Origin of the sequence: Christiangramia aestuarii (assembly GCF_009735585.1) — a bacterium.
In the GTDB taxonomy this organism is placed as follows: domain Bacteria; phylum Bacteroidota; class Bacteroidia; order Flavobacteriales; family Flavobacteriaceae; genus Christiangramia; species Christiangramia aestuarii.
Map to the genome: position 1 here is coordinate 1 of NZ_VJVW01000002.1, position 15,150 is coordinate 15,150.

13 protein-coding genes are annotated in these 15,150 nt (G+C 42.1%); 6 read left to right on the forward strand and 7 right to left on the reverse strand.

The features are described from left to right. Positions 1–717: 717 nt before the first annotated feature. From thrS to rplT, 4 genes are all read left to right on the forward strand, one after another. Positions 718–2,670 (forward strand): threonine--tRNA ligase, encoded by a 1,953-nt coding sequence (thrS, locus tag FLP08_RS04085; protein ID WP_156274330.1) that lies wholly within the window; start codon positions 718–720, stop codon positions 2,668–2,670. 21 nt (positions 2,671–2,691) lie between these two features. Then, positions 2,692–3,243, forward strand: a complete 552-nt coding sequence (gene infC, locus FLP08_RS04090; RefSeq protein WP_341484991.1) for a translation initiation factor IF-3 — start codon at positions 2,692–2,694, stop codon at positions 3,241–3,243. Positions 3,244–3,328: 85 nt separating this feature from the next. After that, positions 3,329–3,526 carry a 50S ribosomal protein L35 gene (gene rpmI / locus FLP08_RS04095; protein WP_083643079.1) on the forward strand — a complete coding sequence of 66 codons (198 nt, stop codon included), beginning with the start codon at positions 3,329–3,331 and terminating at the stop codon, positions 3,524–3,526. A 120-nt stretch (positions 3,527–3,646) separates the two neighbouring features. After that, the gene (gene rplT, locus FLP08_RS04100; RefSeq protein WP_108170017.1) at positions 3,647–3,991 is read left to right on the forward strand and encodes a 50S ribosomal protein L20; all 345 of its coding nucleotides are present in this window, start codon (positions 3,647–3,649) and stop codon (positions 3,989–3,991) included. A gap of 54 nt (positions 3,992–4,045) precedes the next feature. Here rplT and FLP08_RS04105 read toward each other — a convergent pair whose 3' ends face one another. The 7 genes from FLP08_RS04105 to tgt form a co-directional block, all read right to left on the reverse strand. Then, positions 4,046–6,205 carry a cation:proton antiporter gene (locus FLP08_RS04105; protein WP_156274334.1) on the reverse strand — a complete coding sequence of 720 codons (2,160 nt, stop codon included), beginning with the start codon at positions 6,203–6,205 and terminating at the stop codon, positions 4,046–4,048. A gap of 23 nt (positions 6,206–6,228) precedes the next feature. Next, complete coding sequence (locus FLP08_RS04110) at positions 6,229–6,660, reverse strand: secondary thiamine-phosphate synthase enzyme YjbQ (protein WP_156274336.1); 432 nt, start codon at positions 6,658–6,660, stop codon at positions 6,229–6,231. Between the two features lie 5 nt (positions 6,661–6,665). Continuing rightward, complete coding sequence (locus FLP08_RS04115) at positions 6,666–7,895, reverse strand: asparagine synthetase B (protein ID WP_156275649.1); 1,230 nt, start codon at positions 7,893–7,895, stop codon at positions 6,666–6,668. A 94-nt stretch (positions 7,896–7,989) separates the two neighbouring features. Continuing rightward, positions 7,990–9,549, reverse strand: a complete 1,560-nt coding sequence (dnaB, locus tag FLP08_RS04120; protein ID WP_156274338.1) for a replicative DNA helicase — start codon at positions 9,547–9,549, stop codon at positions 7,990–7,992. Positions 9,550–9,717: 168 nt separating this feature from the next. Next, positions 9,718–10,671 (reverse strand): acetyl-CoA carboxylase carboxyltransferase subunit alpha, encoded by a 954-nt coding sequence (locus tag FLP08_RS04125; RefSeq protein ID WP_156274340.1) that lies wholly within the window; start codon positions 10,669–10,671, stop codon positions 9,718–9,720. A 99-nt stretch (positions 10,672–10,770) separates the two neighbouring features. Then, on the reverse strand, positions 10,771–11,847 hold the full coding sequence (locus FLP08_RS04130) for an LptF/LptG family permease (RefSeq protein WP_156274342.1): 1,077 nt from the start codon (positions 11,845–11,847) through the stop codon (positions 10,771–10,773). Positions 11,848–11,856: 9 nt separating this feature from the next. Next, positions 11,857–12,987 (reverse strand): tRNA guanosine(34) transglycosylase Tgt, encoded by a 1,131-nt coding sequence (gene tgt / locus FLP08_RS04135; RefSeq protein WP_156274344.1) that lies wholly within the window; start codon positions 12,985–12,987, stop codon positions 11,857–11,859. Positions 12,988–13,245: 258 nt separating this feature from the next. Between tgt and FLP08_RS04140 the strand changes: the two genes are divergently transcribed. Together FLP08_RS04140 and FLP08_RS04145 are read left to right on the forward strand one after the other, a co-directional pair. Further along, positions 13,246–14,091 (forward strand): transketolase, encoded by an 846-nt coding sequence (locus FLP08_RS04140; RefSeq protein WP_156274346.1) that lies wholly within the window; start codon positions 13,246–13,248, stop codon positions 14,089–14,091. Positions 14,092–14,125: 34 nt separating this feature from the next. Continuing rightward, on the forward strand, positions 14,126–15,079 hold the full coding sequence (locus tag FLP08_RS04145; RefSeq protein ID WP_156274348.1) for a transketolase family protein: 954 nt from the start codon (positions 14,126–14,128) through the stop codon (positions 15,077–15,079). Positions 15,080–15,150 lie beyond the last annotated feature (71 nt).

A 15,150-nucleotide genomic window follows, 5' to 3' on the forward strand; every position in this document is an offset into this window, starting at 1 on the left:
TTCTACCTCGCCCCAAACGGCTGTTTTTATTAACTCTCAATCTGTTACTGTGAACGCTTGCTCTGTCTCAAAGCGGGTGCAAATATACAACGCTTTTTCTTTACCAACCAAAACTTTTTAATAAAATTTTTAGTTTCTTTTTAAAAGCCTCAAACCCAGTTTGATCACCCTTAAATCTTCTAAAGAACTTCGCTTCGTTTCCAAAGCGGGTGCAAATATAAAACGACTTTCCTTCTCCAACCAAATAAAATTCGAAAAAATTTTATTTAATTTTTAAAGCCGCATTTGTCTCGCAAGCCTTATCAGCAGTACTTTCAGTGAACTTCTCGCCTCCCCTCGAAAGCGGCTGCAAACATACGACGACTTTTCCCTTCCAACCAAATAAAATTTGAAAAAATTTTTAATCGGTTTTTAAAGCCTTCTTCGCCCCGTATTCCCTATCAGTACTCGTGTCAGTGAACTTTCGCCTTGCTCTCAAAGCGGCTGCAAATATACACCAACTTCTTTCTTCCCGCCAAACAAAATCACAGGTTTTTTTGGATAAATTTAAGAAGCACTTATAAAAGTCTGATTTTCAGAATTCCTAATTAAAATTAATTTTCAGTAGCATGTATCTAAATATAATAAGGATATAATTCTAATACCTATATATGTATATATGTATTGTGCAACCAACTTCAACACCTTATCTTTGTGGCTTCGAAAAAAATGAACACAATGATCAAGATTACTCTGCCAGACGGAAGTATTAAAGAGTTTGAAAAAGGCAGCACCCCAATGGATGTTGCAAAAAGCATTAGCGAAGGTTTAGCCAGGAACGTGATTTCGGCTAAATTCAATGACACCATAGTGGAAACTTCCACTCCTTTAAATACCGATGGCAATCTTGTACTATACACCTGGAATGACGAGGAAGGAAAGAAAGCATTCTGGCATTCTACCTCTCACGTAATGGCTCAGGCAATCCAGGATCTATATCCCGGAGCAAAGCTTACTATAGGACCAGCGATTGAAAGAGGTTTCTATTATGATGTAGACTTTGGCGATCACAAGATCTCAGAAAACGACTTCAAAAAGATCGAAAACCGAATGCTGGAGATCGCTCGCGGAAAGCACGATTTCCAAATGAGAGAGGTTTCCAAGCAGGATGCTTTAGATTTCTATAAAAAAGAGAACAACCAGTTCAAGGTTGAGCTTATCGAAAATCTTGAGGATGGTGATATTACCTTCTGCGACCACGATACCTTTACCGATCTTTGCCGTGGAGGACATATTCCGAATACCGGAGTTATCAAAGCCGTAAAACTAATGAGCGTTGCCGGCGCCTACTGGAGAGGAGACGAAAACAATCCTCAACTTACCAGGGTATACGGAATCTCCTTCCCAAAGCAAAAAGAACTGAAAGAATATCTTGAACTTTTAGAAGAAGCCAAGAAAAGAGATCATAGAAAATTAGGGAAAGAGCTTGAACTGTTCACTTTTTCCCAGAAAGTAGGACAGGGACTTCCTTTATGGCTACCTAAAGGAGCTGCATTAAGGGAAAGACTTGAGAACTTCCTTAAGAAGGCACAGAAAAAGGCCGGCTACGAAATGGTAGTAAGTCCGCATATTGGTAGCAAAGAACTATATGTAACTTCTGGGCATTACGCAAAATACGGGGAAGACAGTTTTCAGCCAATAACTACTCCTAACGAAGGTGAAGAATTTATGCTGAAACCCATGAACTGCCCTCACCATTGTGAAATGTATAATGCATCTTCATGGAGCTACCGGGACCTTCCGAAAAGATTTGCGGAATTTGGTACGGTATACAGATATGAGCAGAGTGGGGAGCTACATGGGTTGACCAGGGTTCGTGGTTTTACCCAAGATGACGCACACATCTTCTGTACCCCCGAACAACTTGATGACGAATTCAAAAAAGTAATAGACCTTACCTTATATGTATTCTCTTCGCTAGGTTTTGAAGATTTTACCGCCCAGGTATCCTTAAGAGACCCTGAAAACAAGGAGAAATATATAGGCTCCGACGATGTTTGGGATAAAGCCGAAAATGCGATCATGAACGCGGCTAAGGAAAAAGGCCTTAACTATGTTGTTGAAACTGGTGAAGCCGCTTTCTACGGACCTAAACTTGACTTTATGGTAAAGGATGCTTTAGGCAGAAGCTGGCAGCTAGGAACCATTCAGGTGGATTACAACCTGCCAGAAAGGTTTGACCTGACATATAAGGGAAGTGACAATGAGTCACACCGCCCGGTAATGATCCACCGAGCCCCATTTGGAAGTATGGAGCGCTTCGTGGCCATCTTACTGGAACATACCGGAGGAAATTTCCCATTATGGTTAATGCCAGAACAGGCTATCATACTCTCACTCAGCGAGAAATATGAAAAATACTCACAAAAAGTTTTAACTTTGCTTGAAAATCACGAAATTCGCGCCCTTGTTGACAACAGGAACGAGACAATAGGTAAGAAAATTAGGGAAGCTGAAGTAAACAAATATCCTTATATGCTTATTGTTGGAGAGCAGGAAGCTAATGATGGTACGGTTTCTGTTCGTAAACATAGCGAAGGTGATTTAGGAAGCATGAAAATTGAAGAGTTCGCAGATTTGATTAATACAGAAATCAATAGTACCTTAAAGCCTTTTAAAACTGAAGTTTAATTAAAATTTTAAGCCATAGCAATACGTAGAAAAAAACCGAATAGATTCGGCCGACAAAAAGAAGAACAACACCGAATCAACGAGAAGATTAAAGCAGACGAAGTACGCCTGGTTGGTGATAATGTAGAAATGGACGTGTACCCTATAAGGAAAGCCCTTTCTATTGCTCAGGAATTAGGACTTGACCTTGTGGAGATTTCTCCTAATGCCAAGCCGCCGGTTGTAAAAGCCATGGACTACAAAAAGTTTCTTTACGAACAGAAGAAACGTGAAAAGGCCATGAAAGCTAAAGCCAGTAAGGTAGTAGTAAAAGAAATTCGTTTTGGTCCTAATACAGACGACCATGATTACGAGTTCAAAAAACGTAATGCTGAAAAATTCTTAAAGGACGGCGCAAAGCTAAAGGCTTTTGTATTTTTCAAGGGACGTTCTATCGTCTTTAAAGATAAGGGAGAGATCCTTCTTTTAAGACTGGCGCAGGATCTTGAAGAATATGGTAAGGTGGAACAGATGCCGAAGCTGGAGGGAAAAAGAATGACCATGTTCTTATCTCCAACCAAGAAAGCAAAATAAGACCCCGGTGCTGAACTGCAGACGTATGTTCTTCCTACCGGAGATTCAAAAAGAATAAGAGAGTTAATTATAAAAAAGGACAGCAATGCCTAAGATGAAAACGAAATCCAGTGCCAAGAAGCGTTTTAAGCTAACCGGAACTGGTAAAATCAAAAGAAAGCACGCGTTTAAGAGTCATATCTTAACAAAGAAATCTAAGAAACGTAAGCTAGCCTTAACTCACAGTACTTTGGTACATGATGCAGATAAGGAAAATGTCAAACTTCAATTACGTTTAAAGTAAATTGAAGCTCTTGAGGTTTAATTAATTATTTAACCATGGAGTTGGGCCAATAAAAGAATTCAAAATTCAGAATTTAAAATTTTGAATTATTGGATCGCCTGCTACAAAAAAAAGTAAAATATGCCAAGATCAGTAAACTCAGTTGCCAAAAGGGCACGAAGAAAAAAAGTTTTAAAGCAAGCAAAAGGATATTTCGGACGTCGTAAAAACGTTTGGACTGTTGCTAAAAACGCGGTTGACAAGGCTATGCTTTATGCATACAGAGACCGTAAAGCCAAGAAACGTAACTTCCGTTCTTTATGGATTATGCGTATTAACGCTGCTGCCAGACAAGAAGGATTATCTTATTCTCAATTCATGGGGAAACTTAAAGCCAGTGAAATTGGATTGAACCGTAAGGTTCTTGCCGATTTGGCGATGAACAACCCAGAGGCTTTTAAAGCAATTGTAGAAAAAGTAAAATAAAACGATTACACTCTCTTATAAAAATCCGGTTCTTTTAGAGCCGGATTTTTTTATTCATCTTTCAGCCTTACCAAAACCTAGGGATACCTGCCGGAATATCTCATCCAGTTTTTGAACCGGTTCTATTACCGAGGCATTCATCAGGTTATTCCTTCCTTCAGATAATGACCTTTCATTAAATAAATACACCAGGATAAAGCTATTTTCCCTGAGCCTGTCATTGAGGATCTGCGTAAGGCGCTGAGTATTTAAACCTGCCCTAAACTGTTTACTACTCTTCTGAACCAGGATCAAATTATCTGCTGGCCTAAGCTCTGCCACCAGGTTTTCAAAATTACCCTGATCATCGATCGAGTCCTTACCTAGCAATTTTCCCTCTATGGGATGATCCCTATACACTTTCCGCAAGATTTGCAGGCTTTTTTCTGAAGCATATATAACCACTTCCTTACCCGAATTCCGGCCCAATTGCCAGATCTTCCTTATTGCTGAAGGAAAACCAGGCTCCTCTTCTACCCCGTCCTGAAGGAAGACCAGATGTCTTTTCAGAGTATTCAACGGCTGAAAAGACTTATAGATATAGGTATTGGCGCGAGACCTGCTTAAAACCCCTTCGGTCAATTTGCCCAAAAAAGAATCAGATAATTTTTCACGAACATGCAGACCCAGGAGAATATCGGTTACCCGGTTCTCACGAATAGCTCCAAGAATACCATTGGTAAAACTGGAATCATATCTCAAAATTCTGTCCAGATCGTGCCCACTTGCAATGGCGATCTCAGAAGCATGATTCAAGAGATCCTGGGAATATTTCTTCTCGGCTTCATCTTCGGTTTCATTGTTCAGAATATTTAAGGCATATAAGGGAGAGCCGGAATTGGATCTCATCAAAATTGCCAGGTTAACCAGTTCTTCTACATTATTTCGGTTCTTCAGCGAGATCATGATGCTTTCCTGAACTCCAGATCTTTCGGTATCGTAACTTTCAAGCTTAGACAAGAGTATCGCCTTACCCCCTTTTGCAGCCGAAAAGGTCGCGATTGTACAGGTAAACAAGATCATTAGAATTGTTCCGTTAAGCACGCTTTCGTCAAGAAGGCGGATGGGATCGCCATTTGGTGCCTCGCCCATAATGATATTATACCCGATCAATACAGCAGCCAGGGTAGCCGCAGCCTGGGCGTTGCTCAGGCCAAAGATGACCTCGGCTTCAGGCCTGGTGAAATTGAAGGTTTTCTGGGTGATTTTCGCCGCAAGATATTTTGAAGAAGTGGCAATAAGGATCATGACCCCACCCACCTTTAAGGTCTCAAAACTTTCGAAGAACAATTGATAATCTATTAGCATCCCGATCCCTATCAGGAAAAAAGGTATAAAAATGGCATTGCCAACAAACTCCACCCGGTTCATCAATGCGGAGTTTCTTGGAATAAGCCGGTTCAGGGAAAGTCCAGCCAGGAAGGCTCCTATAATTCCCTCTACCCCGGCAATTTCAGCAAGGAAAGCAGCCAGGAAAACCATGGCCAGCACAAAAATGTACTGGGCCACACTATCTTCAACATTCCGGAAGAACCAGCGACCCAAAAACGGAAAACCAAAAAGCACTACAAAACCAAATAACAATACTTTTACCGAAAGCAGAAGCCAGAACAAAGAGTCAACCTCGCCTCTCGTCATCCCTACTATAACTGCAAGAACAAGCAAGGCCAGAGTGTCTGTGATTATAGTACCTCCTACAGTAATATTAACGGCAATATTACGGGCAATGCCCAGTTTTCTGATAATTGGATAGGCAATCAAAGTGTGGGAAGCGAACATACTAGCCAGCAACACCGAAGTGATCAGGGAAAATTTCAGGATATAGAGCCCTCCTATAATTCCGAGTAGCATGGGAATGCTAAAGGTATAGAGACCAAAAACAATACTTTTGAAGCGGTGTTTTTTAAAATCACCCATATCAACCTCCAGTCCTGCCAGGAACATGATATATAACAAACCGGCAGTACCGGATAAAATGATGCCACTATCCCTTTCCAATAAGTTTAGAGCATGAGGACCAATGATCGCACCTGCAAGGATCAAACCTAGAATCGAAGGGATCCTTATGCGGTTGAACAGCACGGGAACCACCAGGATGATCAAAAGTATAATGAGGAATTTCAAGACCGGGTTGGCCAGTGGCAGCGAAAAATCTATACTAAGCAACACTAGCATTTGTGAGTTTATTTGTTAGTTCTTCAGCTCGAACCAGAACCCATAGCCGTAAGCACTAATTTCCTTGGACCTCCGTGATCCCTGAATTCGCACAGGTAAATTCCCTGCCAGGTTCCAAGATTTAGTTTACCCTTACTAATAGGGAGCTGCAATGAAAATCCGGTTAAAACACTTTTTATATGAGCCGGCATATCATCTGATCCCTCCAAGGTATGTTTATAATATGGCTGGTCTTCGGGAACCATGACATTAAAATGACTTTCAAAATCCTCACGAACCGTTGGATCAGCATTTTCGTTTATGGCAATTCCCGCAGAAGTATGCTTAATAAAGATATGTAAAATTCCTATCCCGATATCGGCGACCTCCGGAAATTGAGACATCACTTCTTCGGTTATTAAATGAAAGCCGCGCTTCCTGGCTTTTAATTGAATTTCTTTCTGATAGGAAATCATGTGGGTCAGGTCTTTTGCTCTTTCTTTTTTGCCGCTGGGAATAAAACGTTGTTCAGAATAAGTCTGTAACCCGGAGAATTTGGATGCAGTTCCAGTTCTGTTTTCGGATCCCCTACCCTATGCTGGTAATCTTCGGGGTCATGGCCACCGTAAAAGGTAAAAAACCCCTTTCCCTTAATTCCGTGGATATACCTCGCCTCGCCGTTCAGCTTGCTTTCTCCCATGATAAGCACGCCGGGTTTAACTGTTTCGGGGTCGTAACTGGTAGTTTGGCCCATAAAGCCTTTTACCAGCCGGGTATGATTTTGTGTGAGCATGGTAGGAACCACGTCCCATTTGGCTGAATAATCCATCAGGGTGAAATAATCGCTTTCCTTCTGGATCTGTCGTTTTGCCGTCATATCGATACTGGAAAACTCGTAGACCAGTGGACTTCTTTCTAATTCGAAATTGGTAAAGGCAAAGGTCTTATTGAAATCTATCTTAGCCTGGTAACCCGGTTCGCTGGGATCGCCATCGAACATGGCTTCAGCAATATCTACTCCTTCGGCGGCAAGAGCTATATCAAAACTGTCGGTAGCACTGCACATGGCGAACATAAATCCACCACCAATAACATAATCACGAATCTTTAAGGCGACAGCCAGTTTTTCTTCAGAAACCTTGGAATAACCAAGTTCTGAAGCCAGTTCTTCGGCCTCCTTTTTTTCCTGGATATACCATGGAGCGGTTCTGAATGCACGGTAAAACTTTCCGTACTGCCCGGTAAAATCTTCGTGATGCAGATGCAACCAGTCATATAGCAGGAGAGCATCGTTCAGGACTTCCTTATCATAGATGGTCTTATAAGGGATCTCGGCATAAGTGAGCGCCATGGTAACGGCATCATCCCAGGGCTTATTCCCCGTGGGACTATACACCGCGATCTTCGGCGCTTTTTCCAGGGTGACCGATTCCATGTTTTTCGATGGACTACTTATCTCTTCCAGGATACTTACCGCCATATTATCGCTGATCACTTCAAAATCTACTCCCCTTATCTGGCATTCTTTCCGAAGCGCTTCAGAATCTGAAATCAGAAAAGACCCTCCGCGGTAATTAAGGAGCCAGTTAACGCCTAGTTGATTCTCCAGGGAATAATAAACGATCCCGTAAGCTTTAAGATGATTACCCTGGGAATCTGCATCCATGGGAATAAGAATCTTGGACGCCGACATTTGAAGGCTGAGAAGCATAAAAAAAGAAAGCAGCAAGACCTTCTTCAAGAGCTTGCTGCTTTTAATATTTTGAGATATAGAACCTTCCTTAGCTAAGCATAGCTTGATCGCATTAAAACGGAACGTCGTTATCGTCATCATCAAAATTGCTGTTCATTGAACTACCAAAAGCTTCGTCGGCACTAGGATTTGGCAGATTGAAGTTCCCAAAATCATTATCTCCTTCTCCACTGTTCATGCTTGAAGGAATTTCTGATGGAAAACTAAAGTCTTCTAAATTATCAAATTTACCGAGTTCCCCAATGAATTTCAGCCTAATATTTTCCAATCCACCATTACGGTGCTTCGCTACGATGAATTCTCCCTGTCCAGCAGTTGGAGTTCTTTCTTCATCATCCCATTCTTCGATTTTGTAATATTCAGGACGGTAGATGAATGAAACAATATCTGCATCCTGCTCGATCGCTCCAGATTCCCTAAGGTCTGATAGCAGAGGCCTCTTACTTCCTCCACGGGTCTCCACCGCACGTGAAAGCTGTGACAGCGCAATTACCGGAACATTCAATTCCTTGGCCAGGGCCTTAAGGTTACGGGAAATGGTCGAAATCTCCTGCTCCCTGTTACCGCCACCTTTCTGGCTTCCCCCGGCAGTCATCAGCTGAAGGTAATCTATCACGATCATCCTGATCCCGTGCTGGGAGGCCAGTCGACGGGCTTTCGCCCTAAGGTCGAAAATTGAAAGCGAAGGAGTATCATCGATAAACAAAGGTGCTTTTTCAAGGTCCTTAACCTTCACGTTCAGCTGCTCCCATTCGTGCTGTTCCAGTTTTCCTGTTCTAAGTTTTTCAGAAGACAGCCCGGTTTCAGAAGAGATCAAACGAGTGATCAGCTGTACCGAAGACATCTCCAGCGAGAAGAAGGCGACCGGAATCCCCTGGTCTACAGCGATATTTCTGGCCATAGACAGGGTAAGGGCCGTTTTACCCATACCAGGACGAGCGGCCACGATAATAAGATCTGACGGCTGCCATCCCGAAGTAAGTTCATCCAGTTTATCGAATCCTGAAGGCACCCCACTTAATCCTTCCTTATTGGAAATTTCCTGGATCTTCTTCTTTGCCTGGATAACGAGACTCTGCGCAGTTTCAGTCGAACGTTTAATGTTACCCTGAGTAACCTCATAGAGTTTTGCTTCTGCGCTATCCAGCAGGTCAAAAACGTCGGCTCCTTCGTCGAAAGCTTCTTCAATTATCTCGTTCGATATTTTTATCAGACTTCGTTGAATATATTTTTGAAGAATGATACGAGCGTGAAATTCAATATGCGCCGAACTCGAAACCTTTTGTGTAAGTTGGATCAGGTAATAATCACCACCGCACTTATCAAAAACCCCTTCTTTCTTTAACTGGTTAGAAACGGTTAATAAGTCGATTGCCTCAGAACTATCAAATAATTTTTTAATGGCACCATAGATCAGTTTATGGGCATTCTTATAAAAAGCCTCGGGATGTAAAATATCTATAATCTCATCTACACCTTTCTTGTCGATCATCATAGCTCCAAGCACAACCTCTTCTAAATCAACTGCCTGCGGGGGAACTTTTCCTTTCTCTAAACTTACAACATTCGTTTTTTTATACGTAATATTTTGGGGGGAGGTGGTTTTTTCCATACATCTAAAGTATATAATTTGTTAAGACAATCTTAAAAAAATTGCACTTAGTTACTTAACAGGTAATGAACAATTTACCTGTTAATAAGTAATATTTTCTGTTAATAAGACAAAAAAATCCGGAATCAATTTCCCGGATTTAATATTGAGCTTGTATAAACAAAGAGCTTATCCTTTAAACACACCCATGTCTAAATACTTATTCATCCTCTTTTCTACCAGGGTCTCTGGTGATAAGTTTTTAAATTCAGAATAGGCTTTGGAAATCTCAGATTTTACCGTATTAAAAATCTCTTCCTTATTACTATGGGCTCCTCCTAAAGGCTCTTTCACGATCTCGTCTATTAACTTCTGCTTTTTCATGTCGGTAGCAGTAAGTTTAAGAGCTTCGGCAGCGATCTCTTTATATTCCCAGCTTCTCCATAGAATTGAAGAACAGGATTCCGGAGATATCACAGAATACCAGGTATTCTCAAGCATCAGCACTTTGTCACCAACGCCAATCCCAAGGGCTCCACCACTGGCTCCTTCACCAATGATCACTACGATAATTGGCACTTTAAGCCGGGTCATTTCCAGGATATTCCTGGCAATGGCCTCTCCCTGCCCTCTTTCTTCTGCTTCAAGCCCTGGATAAGCTCCGGGGGTATCCACAAAACATACAACAGGAATGCCAAATTTTTCAGCAGACTTCATAAGACGCAATGCCTTTCTATAACCTTCAGGATTTGCCATCCCGAAATTCCTGTATTGCCTGGTCTTCGTATTATATCCTTTCTGCTGACCTATGAACATATAGCTCTGGTCATCGATCTTTCCAAGGCCACCGATCATCGCCTTATCATCCTTTACATTACGGTCTCCGTGCAATTCCAGGAAGGTATCGCCGCAAATAGCATTTATATAATCGAGGGTATAAGGTCTGTTGGGATGCCTGGAAAGCTGAACGCGTTGCCAGGGGGTTAAATTCTTATAGATCTCTTTCTTCTTTTCTATAAGTTTTTTCTCTATCTGCTTACAGGTTGCAGTAACATCAACTTCACTTTCCTGTCCAATATTGCAAGCTTTGGCATATTGATCTTCAAGTTCTTTGATGGGTTGTTCAAAATCTAAATACTCCATAGTGGTTATGGTAATTATTTTTTTATAGCATACAAATATAACAACTTTGATAGGATAGAAATCCCTGATATTGCTTAAAATTTGATGAGAATTTGTCAGCTAGCGCTTGGCGCGGAATAAGAGAATTATGGCAAGAATTCCGAATACCACATTCGGGAACCAAACGGCGATCAAAGGTGAAAATGTAGATTGCTCGGCCATGGTACCGAAGACCTTATCGAAGAAAATAAAAATGAAGGCCAGGGAAATTCCCACGGCCAGATTCACTCCCATCCCTCCTCTTCTTTTGAATGAAGCTACTGCAACTGCAATAATAGTAAGGATAAAAGCTGAAATCGGGATACTCCATCTTTTATAAGCCACCACAAGATACCTGTTGATGTTACCCGAACCCCTGCGGCTCTCTTTTTCAATAAAGTCGTTGAGCTCGGTATAATTGAGGGTTTCCGCGATATAAGATTCGGGGGTTAGCTCATCGAATTCAAAAGGCAAGATGGTATCCAGCTTTCTCATATACATGATACTGTCTTCTTCCTTGCCAATGATCCGTTTGTCTACCCTGGTAAGATTATAGAGGCTGTCTTCCTCATTATATCTAAGGTTGGCAGCGCTTATCTTAAATTTAAGCTCGTTGCCTTCAAAATGTTCCAAAGTAAAATTCCGGGCAGATTTGCTTTTAGGCTGAAAATGACTGGCATAGATAAACTCGTTGTCATTGATCTGCCTGTACACATCGCTGGTCTCCTGCACCTTATCTCCCCGCTTGAGGTACTGGTACTTGAACTCGTTAAAACCCTTACTTGCCTTTGGGGCAAGATACATGGCTAGAATAAGTGCACCAATACATACGATGGTTGCTCCAATTAAATAAGGTCTCAGGAACCGGTAAAAAGAAACCCCGCTACTTAAAATTGCCACGATCTCGGTGTTCATCGCCAGTTTGGAGGTAAACCAGATCACCGACAGGAACAGGAAAATAGGAAATAGAAGATTGGCAAAATAGATTGTGAAATCCAGGTAATAATTGGCTACCTCAATAAAAGGAACCTCGTTCTCGAGGATCTTATCGATCTTTTCAGCCAGGTTCACCGTAATTCCAATAGGAATAAAAAGAACCAGCATCATGGTGAAGGTTCCTAAATACCTTTTAAGTATGTACCAATCTAGAATCTTCAAGTTCCGGGATTAAAGACGTTTATCCATTTGTTTAACCATTTTATCTTTCCATTGTGGGAAATCTCCGGCTAAGATATGCTTTCTTGCTTCTCTTACCAACCAAAGATAAAAGCTCAGGTTATGAATGCTAGCAATTTGCCTGCCAAGCATTTCGTTCACCGAAAACAAATGACGAACATATGCTTTGGAATACATGGAATCCACAAAACTCTCTCCCTCGGGATCCAGTGGTGAAAAATCATCTTCCCATTTCTTGTTCTTGATATTGATGGTTCCATGAGAGGTAAAAAGCATTCCGTTCCTTCCATTTCTCGTTGGCATCACACAGTCGAACATATCTATACCCAGGGCGATATTCTCCAGGATATTGATAGGCGTTCCCACTCCCATGAGGTACCTTGGTTTATCCTCGGGAAGGATCTCGGTAACCACTTCAGTCATGGCATACATTTCTTCAGCCGGCTCTCCTACCGAAAGGCCACCTATGGCATTTCCTTCTGCACCTGCATTCGCGATATATTCAGCAGATTGTTTCCGCAGGTCCTTATAGGTACTACCCTGAACGATCGGAAAAAGGGTTTGCTGATAATCGTAAATTTCAGGAGTTTTGGCCAGGTGGTTGATACACCTGTCCAGCCAGCGATGCGTCATATGCATCGATCTCTTGGCGTAGTTATAGTCACAGGGATACGGGGTACACTCATCAAAAGCCATGATAATATCGGCTCCAATGGCACGCTGAATCTCCATCACATTTTCCGGGGTAAAAGTATGGTAAGAACCATCTATATGAGATTTGAACTTCACTCCTTCCTCCTTGATCTTTCTTCGTGCAGATAAAGAGTAAACCTGGTAACCACCACTATCGGTTAGGATATTCCGGTCCCAATTCATGAATTTATGCAGCCCTCCCGCTTTTTTAAGAATTTCGGTTTGCGGTCTTAGATAAAGGTGATAGGTATTTCCAAGAATGATATCTGGGTTAATGTCCTCCTTAAGTTCTTTCTGGTGTACACCCTTGACCGAAGCCACGGTACCCACCGGCATAAAAATAGGGGTTTCTATTTCCCCGTGATCTGTAGTAATCTTTCCCGCACGTGCTCTACTACCGGGATCGGTAGTTAAAAGTTCAAATTTCATCTGGTATTCAATATATGTTCTTTAACGGTGAGTTGCAATTCACCAAAAACAACTTGTGTTGAATTGGAGTTTTTGAATTGGCTCATTGCATGGTTCCGTTTAATCGCTGCAAAGATACTCAACTAAATATCAAATGGAAGCCCTAATTGGCAAAGGCCTGTTAGTATTTTCGAGAAAAAGTTGATAACTGGCCAATTCTTCCTTTGTCAAAGCTTTTTAAAAAGTTATTTTTGCCGCAATTAAACAACACAATTTAAAATGCCAGACATCAACGAATTACAAGATTTTGCTACCCAGGTTCGCAGGGACATTCTAAGGCAGGTTCATAAGGTGAATTCCGGGCACCCGGGAGGATCTTTAGGCTGTACCGAGTTCTTCACTGCACTGTATCAGGTTGTAATGGATCACAACACCAATTTTAATATGGACGGAAAAGGAGAAGACCTCTTCTTCCTTTCTAACGGACATATTTCGCCTGTATATTATAGTGTGCTTGCCCGCAGCGGATATTTTCCGGTAGACGAATTGAATACTTTCAGATTGATAGATTCCCGCCTACAGGGACACCCTACTACACATGAAGGCCTCCCGGGAGTGAGAATCGCCTCAGGATCTCTTGGCCAGGGAATGAGTGTAGCTCTTGGAGCCGCTCAAACCAAAAAACTGAACAACGACGATCATATCGTTTATTCACTTCATGGTGATGGTGAGCTTCAGGAAGGACAGAACTGGGAAGCGATCATGTATGCCGCAGGAAATAATGTGGATAATATCATCGCAACCATAGATCTTAACGGTCAGCAGATAGACGGGAGTACAGAAACCGTTCTGCCAATGGGCAACCTAAAGGCCAAATTTGAAGCTTTTGGTTGGGATGTAATGGAAATTGAAGATGGGAATGACCTGCAACAGGTGATAGACGGTCTTAAAGAAGCCAAGACCAGGACCGGGAAAGGAAAACCGGTTTGCGTATTAATGAACACCGTAATGGGTAACGGCGTAGACTTTATGATGCACACGCACGCGTGGCACGGAAAAGCGCCTAACGACGAGCAACTGGAAACAGGTCTTGCTCAAAACCCGGAAACTCTTGGAGATTACTAAAAGAGGGATTCATTAATATCAAAATTTAAAGATTATGAAAGAATATAAAAATACAGGAAGTAAAGATACACGTTCAGGTTTTGGTGCCGGTCTAACCGAACTTGGTAAGACTAATGAAAATGTGGTGGCCCTATGTGCCGACCTTACCGGTTCGTTAAAAATGGACGAATTCAAGGCTAACCACCCGGAGCGTTTTTTCCAGGTTGGTATTGCTGAAGCCAATATGATAGGCCTTGCTGCCGGAATGACCATTGGTGGAAAAATTCCTTTTACCGGAACTTTTGCAAACTTTTCTACAGGAAGGGTTTATGACCAGATACGCCAGAGTGTTGCTTACTCCGGTAAGAACGTAAAAATATGTGCATCTCACGCCGGGGTTACCCTGGGAGAAGATGGTGCCACCCACCAGATCCTGGAAGATCTTGGACTAATGAAGATGTTACCTGGAATGACGGTGATCAATACCTGTGACTATAACCAGACAAAAGCCGCTACTCTCGCTATCGCTGAGCATGACGGACCGGTTTACCTTAGGTTCGGAAGACCAAAAGTTGCCAATTTTACCCCGGAAGACCAGAAATTCGAGATAGGGAAAGCCGTAAAATTATATGAAGGTACAGATGTTACCATCATCGCGACCGGTCACCTTGTATGGGAGGCAGTTCAGGCGGCGGTTGAACTTAACGAAAAAGGCATCAGCGCAGAGGTTATTAATATTCATACGATAAAACCTCTTGATGAGCAGGCGATCATCGAATCGGCAAAAAAGACCGGATGTGTGGTTACTGCTGAAGAGCACAATTTCCTTGGAGGACTTGGCGAAAGTGTTGCCAGGACCCTGGCTCAGCATAATCCAACTCCACAGGAATTCGTAGCTACTCAGGACACCTTTGGAGAAAGTGGAACTCCGGCTCAGCTTATGGATAAATATGGTTTGAACTCTGCTGCGATCATTAAGGCTACTGAAAAAGTTTTAAAACGCAAGTAGGTTGTTGAAAGTCAGAATTATAAGGGCCTTTCAGATGAATTTCTGAAAGGCTTTTCTTTTTTTACAGAAAT

Excerpts from the sequence above, each read along its gene's own strand:
- thrS (WP_156274330.1), top strand. The coding sequence starts at position 718 with ATGATCAAGATTACTCTGCCAGACGGAAGTATTAAAGAGTTTGAAAAA.
- FLP08_RS04140 (WP_156274346.1), top strand. The coding sequence starts at position 13,246 with ATGCCAGACATCAACGAATTACAAGATTTTGCTACCCAGGTTCGCAGG.
- tgt (WP_156274344.1), bottom strand. The coding sequence starts at position 12,987 with ATGAAATTTGAACTTTTAACTACCGATCCCGGTAGTAGAGCACGTGCG.
- FLP08_RS04125 (WP_156274340.1), bottom strand. The coding sequence starts at position 10,671 with ATGGAGTATTTAGATTTTGAACAACCCATCAAAGAACTTGAAGATCAA.
- FLP08_RS04110 (WP_156274336.1), bottom strand. The coding sequence starts at position 6,660 with ATGATTTCCTATCAGAAAGAAATTCAATTAAAAGCCAGGAAGCGCGGC.
- rplT (WP_108170017.1), top strand. The coding sequence starts at position 3,647 with ATGCCAAGATCAGTAAACTCAGTTGCCAAAAGGGCACGAAGAAAAAAA.
- FLP08_RS04115 (WP_156275649.1), bottom strand. The coding sequence starts at position 7,895 with ATGCTTCTCAGCCTTCAAATGTCGGCGTCCAAGATTCTTATTCCCATG.
- rpmI (WP_083643079.1), top strand. The coding sequence starts at position 3,329 with ATGCCTAAGATGAAAACGAAATCCAGTGCCAAGAAGCGTTTTAAGCTA.
- FLP08_RS04145 (WP_156274348.1), top strand. The coding sequence starts at position 14,126 with ATGAAAGAATATAAAAATACAGGAAGTAAAGATACACGTTCAGGTTTT.
- dnaB (WP_156274338.1), bottom strand. The coding sequence starts at position 9,549 with ATGGAAAAAACCACCTCCCCCCAAAATATTACGTATAAAAAAACGAAT.
- FLP08_RS04105 (WP_156274334.1), bottom strand. The coding sequence starts at position 6,205 with ATGCTAGTGTTGCTTAGTATAGATTTTTCGCTGCCACTGGCCAACCCG.